The following is a 14435-nucleotide window of genomic DNA, read 5'->3' on the forward strand; positions in this document are numbered from 1 at the left end:
GCGCGCACGGCGGATGAGGCCTTCCCGAAGGCCCACCGAAACCTGCCGGAAACCGGCACAATTTGGCCCCCTTATTGTGTGAGGCACGGCACTTTCCGGGCCCGCCGCCCCGTTTGATCATGCCCGGCCCTCCCGGACCGGCCAAGGAGATCCAGGACGTTCATGATGAAGCTTTCCTCGCGCCTGTTGCGCACCATCTGTCTCGCTGCGCTTTTGGGTGCTGCGCCTGCCATCGGCAGCTTCGCTCAGGAGGCTCCGGCCCCGGAAGCTGCAGCACCGGCTGCCGTCGCGCCTGAAACCGTCGTCGCGACCGTTGGCGGCGAAGAGATCACCGAAGCTGATCTCAGCTTTGCCGCCGAGGACCTCGCCCAGGATCTCGCCCAGATGCCGGCCCAGGAACGCCGCGCCTTCCTGCTGCGCGTCCTCATCGACATGAAGGTCATGGCTGGTGCCGCCGAAGCGGCCGGCATGGACCAGACCGAGCTCTTCGCCCAGCGCCTCAACTATCTCAAGGAACGCGCCCTGCGCCGCGCCTATTTTGCCGATGCCATTGCCGGCCAGGTGACCGAGGAAGCCATCCGCGCCGACTACGACAAGTTCGTGGCCGAGTTCCAGCCGCAGGAAGAAGTTCACGCCCGCCACATCCTGGTCGAAACCCAGGAAGAGGCTGACGCCATCAAGGCCGAGCTCGATGCCGGCGGCGATTTCGCCGCTATCGCCCAGGAAAAGTCGATCGATCCGGGTTCAGGCGCCAATGGCGGCGACCTCGGTTTCTTCGCCAAGGGCATGATGGTCCCAGAATTCGAAACCGCCGCCTTTGCCCTCGCCAATCCGGGCGACGTTTCGGCGCCGGTCCAGTCCCAGTTCGGCTGGCACATCATCAAGCTCGAAGAAAAGCGCGAGTCGTCCCCGCCTGCCTTCGAGCAGGTTGCCCCGCAGATTCAGCAGCAGGTGCTGATGCGCGTCTTCAACGAAAAGGTCGAGGAACTGATGGCCGGCGTGACCATCGACGTCACCGACCCCGAACTCAAGGCCACCATGGACGCCCAGGACGCTGCCCAGGCAGCCCCCGCCGAAGGCGAAGCGGCCCAGCAGTAAGCTTTTTGGGCTTTTTGGATTTTTGAGCCACCCGGTTTCGATCGGGTGGCCTTTTTGTTTTGGCCCGCCACGGAACGTCATCCTCGGGCTTGACCCGAGGACACTTCACTTGGAAATGGCACGGTAAGTTCAGGGCCCTCGGGTCAAGCCCGAGGGTGACGGACTGGGGTTGCCTTATACCCCGCACACCCCATCAACACCCCATCGACCACGCCATCGATAACCTTCATCGCCTCATCGACCCGCCCAATCAGAAGCTGGTGCCAGGCGAAGGACACGATCATGTCGACGATCAAATCTCCATCGACTTCCTCAGCCACCTCGCCGCGCGCCTTGGCGCGGTCCACGATCACCGCCGTCGCCTGCTTGCGCTCGGCCTGATAGGCGAACAGTACCGCAGCCGCGTCCGGATCGCTCTGCGCCTCGGCGATGATCGCCCGATAGACCACGCCGCAAAGGCTATCCTTCCAGAAACCCAGCAGGTGGTTTTCGAGTAGCGAAACCAGATCGCCGCGCAAGCTGCCCGTATCGGGAAAACCGCGCGCATTCTTGAAGCGCTTATAGACATCGAGCATCAGCGCGGTGCGATTGGGCCACCAACGATAGATGGTCGGCTTCCCCGCCCGCGCGCGCCGCGCCACCGCCTCGATCGAAAAGCCGCCAATGCCGCTTTCGCGCAACACGTCCTCGGCCGCATCGAGAATGGCTTCCTGGCTCGCCGGATTGCGCCGCGCGCCGATAGAGCGCCGGGCGCCGTTGTCTGTGTCTTCAGTGCTCGTTTCCATGCCCACAATATGGGTCAAAAGATTCCCAAAGAAAAGACTTGAACGAAACGGCTCGTTTCGATACATAACGAAACGTACCGTTTCATTAGAGGTTCACATGCCCTTCTCCGCTCGTGCCCGTATGGCCTTCCTCATGACCTTCGCGGTCTATCCCGTGGTCGTCGTCTACGCGACCATCATCGGCGCTCTCACTCCCGGTTGGGAATTCTGGCAGCGCAGCCTGATCCTCGTGCCCTTCATGGCGTCGACCATCGTCTTCTTCATCGTGCCATTCATCACCACCCGCTTCGGCGCCTTTATCGCCGGCAAGAAGAAGTCCGTCGCCTGATCCACTTCTGACGGCCGGAAGAAGACCCTGTGATCCCCGCGCGAGCGGGGATTTCCTTTTAATCAGGAGAAAAAGCGCAACGTCTTGCGCCCGCCACACCTTTGAGGCACACCAAATTCCTCGTTTGCCCGTTCAAGGTTTTGCGCCATGGCTGCCCATCCGGTTTCCCCGCTTGCCCCGAAATCCTATCCGGACCTGCCGGCTATTGACGGCGTGCGCTATGCCACGGCCGAAGCCGGCATCAAGTACAAGAACCGCACCGACGTGCTGCTCATGGCCTTTGACGAAGGCACAACCGCTGCCGGCGTTCTGACGCGCTCGAAGTGTTCTTCGGCCGCCGTCGACTGGTGCCGAGCCAATCTCCCGGGCGGAAAGGCCCGCGGCCTCGTCGTCAATTCGGGCAATGCCAATGCCTTTACCGGCGCCAAGGGCAAGGAAAGCGTTCAACTGACCGCCGAATACGCCGCCAAGGCCCTCGGCTGTTCCACGAGCGAAATCTTCCTCGCCTCGACCGGCGTCATCGGCGAACCGCTCCCGGCCAGCAAGTTCGCTGGCGTCCTCGACGAAGCCGCCACGCGCCTTGCCGAAACGCCGTGGATCGAGCCGGCCAAGGCCATCATGACCACGGACACCTTCCCCAAGCTTGCGGGTGCGGTGCTTGAATTCGACGATGTCGAAGTCCGCATCAATGGCATCGCCAAGGGTTCGGGCATGATCGCGCCCGACATGGCCACCATGCTCTCCTTCGTCGTCACCGACATGCCCATCGCTGCCGACGTGCTCCAGGCTCTCCTCAGCGAGCACGTGCAGAAGAGCTTCAATTCCATCACGGTCGACAGCGACACCTCGACTTCGGACACGCTTCTCGCCTTCGCCACCGGCAAGGCCAAAGTGGAACCGATCACCAGCCTCTCCGATCCGCGCGCAGCCTTCTTCGGCGAAGCCCTGTTCGATGTTCTCTTCGAACTCGCCATCCTGACGGTTCGCGACGGCGAAGGCGCCACCAAGCAGGTTGCCGTCAATGTCGAAGGCGCCACTTCGGACGCCTCGGCCTTCCGCATCGCCAAGGCCATCGCCGACTCGCCGCTGGTGAAGACCGCCATTGCCGGCGAGGACGCCAATTGGGGCCGCGTCGTCATGGCCGTCGGCAAGGCCGGCGAACCCGCCGACCGCGACCGCCTCGCCATCCGCTTCGGTGACCTGCTCGTCGCCGAAAACGGCGAACGCGCCACGGTCTACGATGAAGCCGCGACTTCGGCCTATATGAAGGGCGAAGAGCTGGAAGTAACCGTCTCCCTCGGCCTCGGCGAGGGCTCGGCCACGGTCTATACCTGCGACCTCACCCACGGCTACATCACCATCAACGGCGACTATCGGAGCTAAAGCTCCGATAGTCCTGCCGGAAAACTCGTTCCGACCACAGTGTCATTCCCGCGAAAGCGGGAACCTCTGTTGGATGGAAACGGAGGTCCCCGCTTTAGCAGGGATGACACCGGGTAAAGCGACAGCACCATGCCAGAACAAGCCATCTCCCTCCCAGACGTCGAAACCTTTGAGCGCGCCGGCCTCGAGGCCTGGCCCGGCATCGAAGTGAAGTGGGATGGCAACTGGGTCCGACGGGCTGCGGGCGGCTATACCAAGCGCGCCAATTCGGCCCAGTGCTTTGACCCCAATGACGATGAGGATGTGGAAGACCGCATCATCGGCGCCAGCTCCTGGCTCGTCGTACGCGGCGTAAAGCCCGTCTTCCGCATCACGCCCCTTTCCGCCCCGGCGCTCAACGAAGCGCTGGATGACGCCGGCTGGGACGAGATCGACCAGTCCCATCTCTACGCCATGAAGCTCGAAGCGCAGGAACCCGATGCGCAGGGAAAACTCCTGCCACTCCTCGATCCCGCCTTCCTCGCTGCCCAGCAGAAGCTGCAGGGCCATGACGACGCCATGATGGTCCGCATGAAGGCCTTGCTCGCCGTCATGTCCGTACCGGCCACCGGCATCGTCATCGAGCGCGATGGCGAACCCGTCGCCTCGGGCCTGATGGCCATTTCCAATGGCATCGTCATCACCGGCAATGTCATCACCGACCCCAGCCGCCGCCGCCAGGGCCTTGCCGCCGCCATGATGCGCACCGGCCTCAACTGGGCCCACGAAAAAGGCGCAACAATAGCCGCCCTCAACGTCCAGGCGGATAACCCCGCCGCCAAGGCCCTCTATTCCGGCCTCGGCTACCAGCACCAATACGACTATTCCTACCGCATTCCCGGGGCGCCCAAATGAGCGACAAACCAATCCTGCTCGTCGTCGCCTGTGCCCTCGTCGATACCGACCGCCGGGTGCTGATCGCCCAGCGCCCCGAGGGCAAGCACATGGCCAATATGTGGGAATTTCCCGGCGGCAAGATCGATCCCGGCGAAACCCCGGAAGCAGCCCTCATCCGCGAACTGCGCGAAGAGCTCGATGTCGAGACCAAGGAAGCCTGCCTTGCCCCGCTTTCTTTCGCCAGCCACACCTATGAGCACATGCATCTCTTGATGCCGCTCTATGTCTGCCGCCGCTGGCAGGGCACGCCCGTCGCCAAGGAACATCAGGCATTGAAGTGGGTCCGCCCGCAAAACCTGCGCGACTACGCCATGCCACCGGCCGACGAACCGCTGATCGCGGCGCTGTGTGATCTTCTATAGGCGGTCTAGCGCTGTAACCGCAGTCACCGTCATTGCCGGGCTCGTCCCGGCAATCCATCTCGCCTCCGCATGGACTACCGGGACAAGCCCGGTAGTGACGATGGAGTGGAAGGCGTGGTTGGCCTAATTCAGCCCGACAATCTTGTACTTCGCCCCAACTCTCACCGCATCGCCCGGATAGAGATTGTTGAGGATGAAGAACAGATCGCGACCGCCAGGAATATTGGCCATCTGCGCAGCGAGCTTGTCCGCCGTATCCCCCGCCTTGGCGGTGACGACACGCATGGAGAGTTTTCGGATCTGGTTGAGATCGGCCGCTTCGGCGCGCTTAAAACTCTTGATCGTTGCATCGGCGCCAGCCGCAAAGCGCGGGCTATCCGCCTTGGCCGCGAAGATGAAGCGATAGACCGAGCCATCGAGCCGCATGACGGCAACGCGGAAGAACCACTGGTCCGTCTGCGCCAGGCCCGAGGCCATTTCGATGCCGTTGAAATTGTGCGAGGTGACCGTGTCGGCCTTGAGCCCGGCGATCCAGCCCGATTTGAGGTAATCGGTCAGCGCCATATTGGCCTGCACATCGGCGCTGTCGAAGCGCACGGCCTCGCCATCACCCGCCACGCCGACAACGGCGCTCTGCGCCGTCTGCAGCGCATAGCCTTGCGGCACGGTGAAGGTGAATTTCGAGCCCGAATGGATGAAGCGATTGCCGACGATGGAACCCTGCGCCGGGCTGTCGCCAAAGGCCATGCCCGAGATCGCCGCCATATAGCCGTCGCGATCGGTCTCGCCGACGCTGGAACTGCCGAACATCTGCCGGGCCGTGTCCATGGCTTTCTGGATGCGGGCCGGCGTCGACGGATGCGAGGACAGGAACCCGTCATCGCCCGCCTGGTCGCCCGCTGAGAATGCCGCAAAGCGGCTCATCACGCCAAGGAAGCGCGCCGCAGCTTGCGGATCAAAGCCCGCCTTGCCGGCAAACTTGATGCCTTCGCGGTCCGCTTCCAGCTCCTGGCTCTGCCCAAAAGCCGCCAGCGATTCGCGGGTGCGGTTGGCCGTCGCGTCGGTGGACGTGTCGCCACCAAAGATGCCGGTGATGACGCGATCGACGATCTGCGTCGTCCGCGTCTTGTCGGTGCGCGCACGCGCATGGCGCAGCGTCACGTGAGCAATTTCGTGCGCCAGCACCGCTGCCAGCTCGCTCGTATCCGAAGCCAGCGCCAGAATACCGCGCGTCACATAGATATAGCCGCCCGGCAGCGCGAAGGCATTGACCTCGGACGTATCAAGGATCGTCACCTGGAACTGCGCGTTAGGCTGGTCGGCTGCGGCCAAGAGGCGCCCGACGATGCGCGCCACCATGATTTCGGCTTCGCGGTCGGAATAGACCCCGCCATAGGCGGCGATGATGCGCGGATGCTCGCGACGGCCGATGACCACGTCATCGGGCTCGGTGCCTTCCGGCACGACCATGGGTGCGGGCGTATCGCCAGTGCGGCTCACCGCCACCGACGACCCGGTCAGCGACGAGCAAGCCCCCAGAGCCAGGAGCGAAACGGCCAGAGCGCCGAGGCGCATTGTTTTTTTGGACAGAGAAAGCGCCGTCATCGCGTCGCCAAAACCTCAATCTGTTCGGGATGGGTAATTTCGATGCGCGGACCATCCCGGTCGTCCACCCATCCACGAATGCGCACCAGTGCCCCCTCAAGCACCAGCGGGTCTAGTCCAGCAGTCTCGAAGAGCCGCAAGGCCGGCGCTTCGATCACGGCGGTGAAGTCTTCTTTCCAGAACCGGCCAAAATTGAGGAAAATGCGGGAGCCACTGCGGTCGGCGAGGAGCACCCTGCCTTCCACCAGTTCATAATGTCCCACACGATCCAGCAATTCGCCCGGTCGGTCCGCCGCACGCACGCTGTAATAGGGATTGGCCCAAATGCCAAGCCGATCCGCACGTGCGCGCGCTTCCGCCGCAAAAAGTGGCTCAAGGCATTGCCGGTTATCCGGGAAGGAATAGACCCGCGCCAAGCCCGCGCTCACCATGAAAAGCTGCGTCCAGACTTCGCCTTCGTCGGTTTCGACGAAGACATGCGCCAGAACCCGCTCGTGCCGGTCGATCTCTTCGCCGCCGAATCCCAGGCGAACGTGTCTATTCAGCACCAGGTCGGAAAGCACCTTCTGCGCCTCGGGCGCCAGCGGCCAGGTCTCGAAATCGTCCCGCCCGAGCGGCAGTTTCGGGGCCTGCGTGCCAATCATCCGGATCTTGCGCCCGTCATTGAGAACGACCGTATCGCCATCGGTCACTTCGACCACCATACCGCCCGGCGCCATGCGCAAATCCTCGCAGGCCAGCGTGGCGCTGGCGAGCAAGGCAAAGGCGGCCGTCGATATCAGCGTGGTCCCGCGCAAGAATCTGCCCCCGCAACACTTCGTTCACCATAGGGACGATTAAGGCAAAAAAGCATTACCAGAAGCTGACCTAAGCCGATCACAGGCAAGAGAGATTGCCAATTTGATCGGGGAGAGCCAAGTTGAGCGCCTGAGGGAGAGCGGCAATGAGCAAGACTGGAACAATCCGCACAGGCACGGCCGGCTGGGTTTTTGAACCCTGGCGCGGCACCTTCTTTCCGACAGACCTCGTCCAGAAGAAAGAGCTCAACTATGCCAGCCGCCAACTGACCAGCATCGAGATCAATGCCACCTTTCGCGGCAATCAGAAGCCGGAAAGCTTTGCCAAATGGGCCGGCGAAACGCCCGAAGGCTTTCAGTTCTCGATCAAGGGCCCGCAACTCGTCACCCATATCAAGCGGCTCAAAAACTGCGAGGACGCACTAGCCGGCTTTTTCGCCTCGGGCCCCCTCGCCCTCGGAGATCGCCTCGGCCCCTTCATTTGGCAATTGCCGCCAAACCTGGCTTTTGACGCAACGAGCTTTTCCGCTTTCCTCGCCCAACTCCCCCACGACATCGACACCTACCTCACGCTCGCGAGCAAAGCCGACGGCGCCAAGGCCCCGCCCTATCTCGAAGCCAATGGCAACAAGACCTTCCGCCACGCCGTGGAAATGCGCCACGAGAGCTTCAACAAGCCCGAAGTCGACGTCCTGCTCCGCGAGCACAACGTCGCCCGCGTGATCGCCGACACCGCGGAAAACCCGCGCTTCGACCTCACCGCCGATTTCGCCTATTGCCGCCTGCAGGGCCCCGCCCGCCCGGGCGCCACGGGCTATGAAGATGCTGATATGACCGGTCTCGCCAAAACCCTCTCCGGTTGGCGCGATGCGGGCGTCGACACCTATGCCTATTTCGTCCACGAGGACAAACTGCACGCCCCCGCCCATGCCATGGCCCTGGCGGAAAAACTCGGCGTCAAACCTTCTGCCTGATCACGACACCGTGCCCTGCTGGCTTTTGCCATAAAGCGGCGCTAAGCCCCTGCCCCATCAAGCGTCACTCGAGAATTTCCATGGCCATTGCGTCCCGCGCCCCCCTCGACAAGCTCGCCGCCGGCGCAGCCTTCCTCCTCGGCTTTGCCACCATCGCCGCGGCGCTCGGCAGCCAATATATCGGCGGGCTCTACCCCTGCGAACTCTGCCTCGAACAGCGCATGGCCTATTATTGGGGCCTGCCGCTTCTGGCGCTGATCCTGGTGCTCTGGAACCGTCTGCCGCTGCCAGTCTGGTATCTGGGCATGGTCATCGTCACGGGCATTTTCGCCTGGGGCACCTATATGGGCTCCTACCATGCCGGCGTCGAATGGGGCTTCTGGCCCGGCCCCACCGCCTGCACCGGCGTTGGCGACAGTTTCAGCTTCGACCAGCTCAACAGCATGACCCCGGTCATCGGCTGCGACGTCGTCCAGTTCCGCTTCCTCGGTATTTCGCTCGCCGGCTATAACGCACTGATTTCGCTGGCGATTGTTGTGCTGCTGATTGGCGCGATCGTGTTTCAGGCAAAGCGGAAGCGCTAGTCGTCAAGCAATGTATCAAGATCTCGAGCTGAGGACGTTATCCTGACGACGACCACCTCATCGGGGTTCACGACATAGATGATCGCGTAATTCTCGAATGGCCGCCGCCGATATCCGCGGCCTTCGTATCTCGGGATGAGCGCATAACGTTCTGCGCTCTCGGCCAGTCCGGCGCAGGCCTGCAAGAGTCTATCGGTATAGATCTCCGCCTGAAGGACACTGTCGGCGGCGATGAAAGTGGCGATGTCCAGCAAATCCTGTTCAGCGAGATCGGAAAGCCGGACTCGCATCAAGAGGCTTTCTTCGCGGCAATTGCAGCGATGTGCCGCTGGACGTTAGCCATTACCTCTTCCAACGATTTAGTCCTGCCAGCGTCGATATCGGCCTGCCCCGCGGCAAGCATCGCATCCAGCTCCCGCAGCCTGGCCTCGCGCTCCTGCACCAGCCGCACGCCTTCGCGCAAAACTTCACTCTTGGAATTATATCGCCCGTTCTCGACAAGATCGTTCACGACCTTTTCGAGCGTCGCACCCAGATCCGCACTGATCGCCATGTCACCATCTCCTGCAAAGCTCATCCAATAATAGTTATTGGATGACCCAACAGCAAGTCCGGACGACTACGAACAGATCACGGCTCGAGCTCGATGTCCCAATAGAGATAGTCGAGCCAGCTCTTGTGCAGGTGGTTGGGCGGAAACGCCCGGCCATTATTGTGCAGGTCATGCACAGTCGGCGCGAACGGCGCCTGATGCGGGAACATTTTTATCTCGCTCGGCAGCCGATTGGCTTTCCTGAGATTACACGGCGCACAGGCAGCCACCACGTTCTCCCACGTCGTCAAACCGCCCTTCGAGCGCGGAATAACGTGGTCGAAGGTGAGATCATCGCGCGATCCGCAATACTGGCACTGGAAGCGATCGCGGAGAAAAACGTTGAAGCGGGTAAAGGCAGGATGCCGCGCCGGTCGCACATAGTCCTTGAGCGAAACCACGCTCGGCAGACGCATTTCGAAGCTCGGTGAATGGATCACCGTGTCGTAGTGCGAAACGATGTTCACTCGCTCGAGGAACACCGCCTTGATCGCGTCCTGCCACGACCACAACGATAAGGGATAATAGCTGAGCGGCCGGAAATCGGCGTTCAGCACGAGAGCGGGACAGGCCTCAGGCGACACATGGATGGTCACGAGAGTCTCCCGAAGCGGGAATCTGTTAAGTCCATAGCCCCTTTATAATAAGCCCTTTGTGTCAGGGCTGTGAAGCGGGGATGAAGGACTTATTTCGCTGCGACACGCCCGATAAATTCAGCGGCAAAGCCGAGCCCATCCGGGGCAATTCCATGCCCCACGCCGCGGCTCACGTGATAGCTGACATCAAAGCCCGCCTCATCGAGCAAAGCATTGGCGTCGCTCGAAAGATTGGGATCGACCACATCGTCCATATCGCCGTGAACGAGGCAGACCGGCGGCTTCGCGAGTGCGTCCCTGCCAAATCCCTCGGGCGGCAAAAAGGCACCGGAAAAACCGATGATTCCCATGAGCTTTTCGGGCAGAGCCGTGCCCACATGCAACGCCATCATCGCGCCCTGGCTGAACCCGGCGAGGATCGTCCGCTCCGGCGTGATTCCCGTCTGCGCCCAGAGGTCGCGCAAGAACCCTTCGAGCACGGGCCGCGCCTCGATGACGCCAGTTTGCCGGCTCGCCAGCCGATCCCCCGTCCAGTCTATCGGAAACCACTGAAACCCGCCCATTTCCGTGCCGATCGGCGCATTGGGCGACACGAACAGCGCACCTGGAAGGAGGTGCCGCCAATGCGGCGCGAGGCCGATGAGATCATTGCCGTCGCTGCCATAGCCATGGAGCAGAACCACCGCAGCGTCGGGCGCTTGCCCATTGGCTGGCGGCATCATCGGCCCCGAAAGCTTGGTCACAGCAAAATTCCTTCCTTGTCGCGCAGAATGGCGAAATATCGCCAGAACAGCAGCGCCGCGGCCGACCGATGCGGCGACCAGTTTTCGGCCATGCCGATCATCTCCTTGATCGTCGGCCGGACGTCAAGGCCGAGCCCATGATGCGCCGCTTTCAGCAAAGCCAGGTCCCCTGCCGGGAAAATATCGGGATGTGCAGCACAGAAGAGCAGATAGACTTCGGCCGTCCAGGGCCCAATCCCTTTTAGCGCCACCAGCGCCTTGATCGCCTCTTCGGCCGGCAGAGCATCGACCTCGGCAAAGTTGAGCTCCCCCGCCCCAACCGCCTCGGCAATCGTCCGTACCGCCAGAAATTTCCCGCGCGAAAACCCAACGCCGCGCACCGTCTCCTCGTCGAGCAAAAGATAAGATTCCGGTTCCAGCGCTCCCGGCAATTTTTCGAACCGCCCCCAGATGGCGGCAGCGCTCTGTACCGAAAGTTGCTGCCCGCAGATCACCTTGGCCATGCCGGCAAATCCCTTGGGATTAACCCGCGGCAACACTGCCCCGACGCGCTCCCGCATCGGCAGCAATTGCGGCACCATGGCGATCAGATGGTCGAGATGCACCGCGACGCCCTCGGCCGTATCGATCCGCGGTGACGCTCCGGGCGCAAAAGTGCTAGTCGGTAAAATCATGAAAGAACCAATTCTTCGTTTCGCCCCGAGCCCCAATGGGCGCCTGCATCTCGGCCACGCGCTTTCGGCGCTCGTGACCTGGCAGGCAGCCGAAATTTTCGGCGGCACGACGCTTTTGCGCATCGAAGACATCGACATCACGCGCTGTAAACCCGAATTTACCGAAGCCATTTTCGAGGACCTCAATTGGCTCGGCCTCTCTTGGCCCGAACCAGTCCTCATCCAGTCCGAACGCTTCGAGATTTACGCTGAAGCCGCCAATCGCCTGCGCCAGCGCGATCTCATCTATCCCTGCTACTGCTCCCGCTCCGATATTGCTTCCAAGGCCGAAGACACCGACCCCGATGGCGCGCCCATCTACCCCCGCACCTGCAAGCATCTCTCCAATCAAGAACGCATCGAGCGTCTCGAACGCGGCGATCCCGTCCAGTTTCGCCTCCATACCGATCGCGCCGTGGAAGAGGCCGGCATGCTGACCTTCACCGTCATTGGCCCCACCCTCAGCGATCGCCCGCAAATCCGCTATGCCCGCCCCCAGCGCTGGGGCGATGTCGTGCTGCAACGCAAGGATATCGGCACCAGCTACCACCTCAGCGTCGTCGTCGACGACGCTGCGCAGAACGTGACGCACATCACTAGGGGCCGCGACATGGAAGCGGCAACCGATATCCACGTCCTCCTGCAAATGCTGCTGGGCTTTTCGACACCCATCTACCACTTCCATCGCCTCCTCCTCGGCGACGACGGACAAAAACTCGCCAAATCCAAAAACAGCAAAACCCTCGCCGACTTGCGCAGCGAGGGCTGGACTGCCGATGATGTGAGAAGAGCAGTGGGCTTCTAGTTACCCGCCCCACCCACCGGCCTCCCCTCGCCCCTTGAGGGAGAGGGACAGACCAACTTTGCGTTCAGCAAATTGGTCAGGGTGAGGGGTATCCCTCCTCCGCATAGGAGTGGGGGACAAATCCCATACCCCTCATCCGCCCTTCGGGCACCTTCTCCCGCAAGGGGAGAAGGCGAAAGAACCGGGACCCCAGTGGCCGTTAGGCCGCGAGCTTTTTCGCACCCACCAACTCCTCCACCGTCGCCCGGACCGCCTCCTCAAACGGTGTCCCGAAATCCAGCCCCAGCAGCGCATCGAGCCGTGGATCGACCAGTTCCATCTCGTTGAGCCACAGATACCGCATGCGATAAATGTCCCGCATGACCGGATTGAACAGCCCCACCGCCCGGATCATCCACCATTGCAGCGGCGACACCGCAACCTTGCCCGGCAATGCCGTCTGGATCGCGCCCATCATCTGCCCGTGCGACACCCAGTGTCCGGCAAAATGAAAATTTTCGTACCGTCCAAGCGTCTCCCGCTTCTCCGCCAGCACCGCAAAGGCGCGCGCAAGGTCTGGCAGATAAGCCCAGCTATGGCGCAGCTTCAGGTCGCTCATGTGGTAGAGTTTCCCCTTGGCGATATCCATCATCATCGCCGCCTCGAACCACTCCCCGCGATTGCCTGGCCCGAAGAAGTCGCCACCGCGCAGAATGATCGTCTGGAACTTCCCCGCCGCCGAAGCCTCGCGCAGCATGGTTTCGAGCCGGATGCGGATTTCCCCGCGCGGCGCCTCGGCACTCTGCCGCGTTGCGGGCGACACGGTCCGATCCCCAGCCCGATAATTGTAGATCGTCCCCGGAAAGAGCAGCGTCTTGCCGCTATTACCCAGCGCATCGATCACCACCTGCAACTGCCGTTCAGAGGCGCCATTGCCCCACTGATGGTAGGGCAGGTGCAGTGCATGCACGACCACATCGGCATCGGCAATCGCCGCCCGCACCACCTCGACATCATCCGCATCGCCGGCAACAAACGCCGTGCCGCTGACCGGCTTGCGGTTCGTCCGCCCCAGCCCCGTTACGCTCCAGCCCGCATCGCGAAAGGCGATCATTGCCGCATTGCCGATATGGCCATTGCTCCCCAAAACCGTCACTTTACCCTTGGTCATTCTGCGTCTCCTTGACTTGCTGGAGACCAAAATGCCCGCTACAGATTTTTATAGCGATTGGCCAAATTTCGAGATTTGATATTCAATCATGAATAGAGAGCCTGACTGGTCCCTCTGGCGCAGCTTTGCCGGTGTCATCGAGCACGGCTCGCTCTCCGCGGCCGCCCGCGCCCTCAATTCGAGCCAGCCGACCATCGGCCGCCATATCGAACTCCTCGAATCTCAGCTTGGCCTGCCGCTCTTCGAGCGCAGCCTTTCCGGCCTCAAGCCGAACGGCACGGCGCTAAAACTCTATGGCCCCATAGCACAGGCGCAAACCGCCCTTGCCGAGGCAGCAATGATGGCCGAAGGCGCCCAGGACGAAACCGGCGGCACGGTGCGCATCACCGCCAGCGCCATGATCTCCAACTATGTGCTGCCCGAAATCCTCGTCCCCATCCGCGCCCTCCATCCGCGCATCGCGCTCGAAAGCGTCCCGTCGGATTCGGCCGAAAACATCCTCATGCGCGAGGCCGATATCGCCATCCGCATGTTCCGCCCCACCCAGCTCGAACTGGTGACAAAGCACCTCGGGGACATCCCTCTCGTCCCCGCCGCCCATGAGCGTTACCTCTCCCGCCGTGGCCGCCCGACGACGCTGGCCGAACTCTGGCAGCACGACATGCTCGGCTTCGATCGCTCCAGCGCCATCGTCACCCACGCACAAAAACTCGGCTATTCGCTCAACCGCGAAAACTTCATCATCCGCTCCGACGACCAGCCACACCTATGGGAATTGCTGCGTGCCGGCCTCGGCATCGGCTTTGCCCAGGCCAATCTCGTGCGCCGCACGCCGGGCCTTGTTGCCCTCCCCATCGACATCGCCATCCCGCCTCTGCCGGTCTGGCTCACCACGCACAGGGAATTGTACACCTCCCACCGCATCCGCGCCGTTTATGATGCCTTGGCGAGTGGCCTTCTCGCCTATATTGAGAGCTGAACCGG

Annotated in this window: 18 protein-coding genes; 9 read left to right on the top strand and 9 right to left on the bottom strand. The window is 62.1% G+C overall.

Annotation, left to right across the window (positions count from 1 at the left end; translation table 11 throughout):
- The first annotated feature begins 162 nt into the window (after nt 1–162).
- Entirely contained in the window at nt 163–1098 is a 936-nt protein-coding gene (locus JP75_RS21440) for a peptidylprolyl isomerase (protein WP_035086775.1), read from the top strand.
- 143 nt (nt 1099–1241) lie between these two features.
- Here the strand turns inward: JP75_RS21440 and JP75_RS21445 are convergent, their stop codons facing one another.
- The gene (locus JP75_RS21445) at nt 1242–1901 is read right to left on the bottom strand and encodes a TetR/AcrR family transcriptional regulator (RefSeq protein ID WP_244446377.1); all 660 of its coding nucleotides are present in this window, start codon (nt 1899–1901) and stop codon (nt 1242–1244) included.
- 79 nt (nt 1902–1980) lie between these two features.
- Here JP75_RS21445 and JP75_RS21450 point away from each other — a divergent pair, with 79 nt between their 5' ends.
- The 4 genes from JP75_RS21450 (at nt 1981) to mutT (ending at nt 4892) form a co-directional block, all read left to right on the top strand.
- On the top strand, nt 1981–2211 hold the full coding sequence (locus JP75_RS21450) for a hypothetical protein (protein ID WP_035086777.1): 231 nt from the start codon (nt 1981–1983) through the stop codon (nt 2209–2211).
- Between the two features lie 147 nt (nt 2212–2358).
- Nucleotides 2359–3594 carry a bifunctional glutamate N-acetyltransferase/amino-acid acetyltransferase ArgJ gene (gene argJ / locus JP75_RS21455; RefSeq protein WP_035086781.1) on the top strand — a complete coding sequence of 412 codons (1236 nt, stop codon included), beginning with the start codon at nt 2359–2361 and terminating at the stop codon, nt 3592–3594.
- Between the two features lie 129 nt (nt 3595–3723).
- A complete protein-coding gene (locus tag JP75_RS21460; protein WP_035086783.1) occupies nt 3724–4488 on the top strand; it encodes a GNAT family N-acetyltransferase in 765 nt (254 codons plus the stop codon).
- Entirely contained in the window at nt 4485–4892 is a 408-nt protein-coding gene (gene mutT / locus JP75_RS21465; RefSeq protein WP_035086785.1) for an 8-oxo-dGTP diphosphatase MutT, read from the top strand. Before JP75_RS21460 ends, mutT begins: the two co-directional genes overlap by 4 nt.
- Before the next feature lie 123 nt (nt 4893–5015).
- On the opposite strand, the gene JP75_RS21470 is transcribed toward mutT, so the two are convergent.
- On the bottom strand, nt 5016–6497 hold the full coding sequence (locus JP75_RS21470) for a M48 family metalloprotease (RefSeq protein WP_051961088.1): 1482 nt from the start codon (nt 6495–6497) through the stop codon (nt 5016–5018).
- The gene (locus JP75_RS21475) at nt 6494–7294 is read right to left on the bottom strand and encodes a thermonuclease family protein (RefSeq protein WP_244446378.1); all 801 of its coding nucleotides are present in this window, start codon (nt 7292–7294) and stop codon (nt 6494–6496) included. The genes JP75_RS21470 and JP75_RS21475 overlap by 4 nt, the downstream gene beginning before the upstream one ends.
- Nucleotides 7295–7440: 146 nt before the next feature.
- Here JP75_RS21475 and JP75_RS21480 point away from each other — a divergent pair, with 146 nt between their 5' ends.
- Together JP75_RS21480 and JP75_RS21485 are read left to right on the top strand one after the other, a co-directional pair.
- Complete coding sequence (locus tag JP75_RS21480; RefSeq protein ID WP_035086786.1) at nt 7441–8268, top strand: DUF72 domain-containing protein; 828 nt, start codon at nt 7441–7443, stop codon at nt 8266–8268.
- 80 nt (nt 8269–8348) lie between these two features.
- Nucleotides 8349–8852 (top strand): disulfide bond formation protein B, encoded by a 504-nt coding sequence (locus JP75_RS21485; RefSeq protein WP_035086788.1) that lies wholly within the window; start codon nt 8349–8351, stop codon nt 8850–8852.
- On the opposite strand, the gene JP75_RS21490 is transcribed toward JP75_RS21485, so the two are convergent.
- From JP75_RS21490 to JP75_RS21510, 5 genes are all read right to left on the bottom strand, one after another.
- Complete coding sequence (locus tag JP75_RS21490; protein ID WP_035086790.1) at nt 8849–9142, bottom strand: type II toxin-antitoxin system RelE/ParE family toxin; 294 nt, start codon at nt 9140–9142, stop codon at nt 8849–8851. The genes JP75_RS21485 and JP75_RS21490 overlap by 4 nt on opposite strands.
- Nucleotides 9142–9405 (bottom strand): type II toxin-antitoxin system ParD family antitoxin, encoded by a 264-nt coding sequence (locus JP75_RS21495; RefSeq protein ID WP_035086791.1) that lies wholly within the window; start codon nt 9403–9405, stop codon nt 9142–9144. The genes JP75_RS21490 and JP75_RS21495 overlap by 1 nt, the downstream gene beginning before the upstream one ends.
- 77 nt (nt 9406–9482) lie before the next feature.
- On the bottom strand, nt 9483–10040 hold the full coding sequence (locus JP75_RS21500) for an HNH endonuclease (protein ID WP_035086793.1): 558 nt from the start codon (nt 10038–10040) through the stop codon (nt 9483–9485).
- Between the two features lie 89 nt (nt 10041–10129).
- Nucleotides 10130–10783 carry an alpha/beta hydrolase gene (locus JP75_RS21505; protein WP_035086794.1) on the bottom strand — a complete coding sequence of 218 codons (654 nt, stop codon included), beginning with the start codon at nt 10781–10783 and terminating at the stop codon, nt 10130–10132.
- The gene (locus tag JP75_RS21510; RefSeq protein WP_051961090.1) at nt 10780–11457 is read right to left on the bottom strand and encodes a DNA-3-methyladenine glycosylase family protein; all 678 of its coding nucleotides are present in this window, start codon (nt 11455–11457) and stop codon (nt 10780–10782) included. Before JP75_RS21510 ends, JP75_RS21505 begins: the two co-directional genes overlap by 4 nt.
- On the opposite strand from JP75_RS21510, the gene gluQRS reads away from it, so the two are divergent.
- Nucleotides 11456–12301: a tRNA glutamyl-Q(34) synthetase GluQRS gene (gene gluQRS / locus JP75_RS21515; RefSeq protein ID WP_035086796.1), complete on the top strand. Its 846-nt coding sequence runs from the start codon at nt 11456–11458 to the stop codon at nt 12299–12301. The two genes, JP75_RS21510 and gluQRS, sit on opposite strands and share 2 nt — an antisense overlap.
- Nucleotides 12302–12500: 199 nt before the next feature.
- On the opposite strand, the gene JP75_RS21520 is transcribed toward gluQRS, so the two are convergent.
- Nucleotides 12501–13451, bottom strand: coding sequence for an NAD-dependent epimerase/dehydratase family protein (locus JP75_RS21520; protein WP_035086797.1), 951 nt, complete (start codon nt 13449–13451; stop codon nt 12501–12503).
- A gap of 88 nt (nt 13452–13539) precedes the next feature.
- Between JP75_RS21520 and JP75_RS21525 the strand changes: the two genes are divergently transcribed.
- Nucleotides 13540–14430 carry a LysR family transcriptional regulator gene (locus JP75_RS21525; RefSeq protein WP_035086798.1) on the top strand — a complete coding sequence of 297 codons (891 nt, stop codon included), beginning with the start codon at nt 13540–13542 and terminating at the stop codon, nt 14428–14430.
- The last annotated feature ends 5 nt before the right edge of the window (nt 14431–14435 follow it).

The organism is Devosia riboflavina, from assembly GCF_000743575.1.
Lineage (GTDB): Bacteria > Pseudomonadota > Alphaproteobacteria > Rhizobiales > Devosiaceae > Devosia > Devosia riboflavina.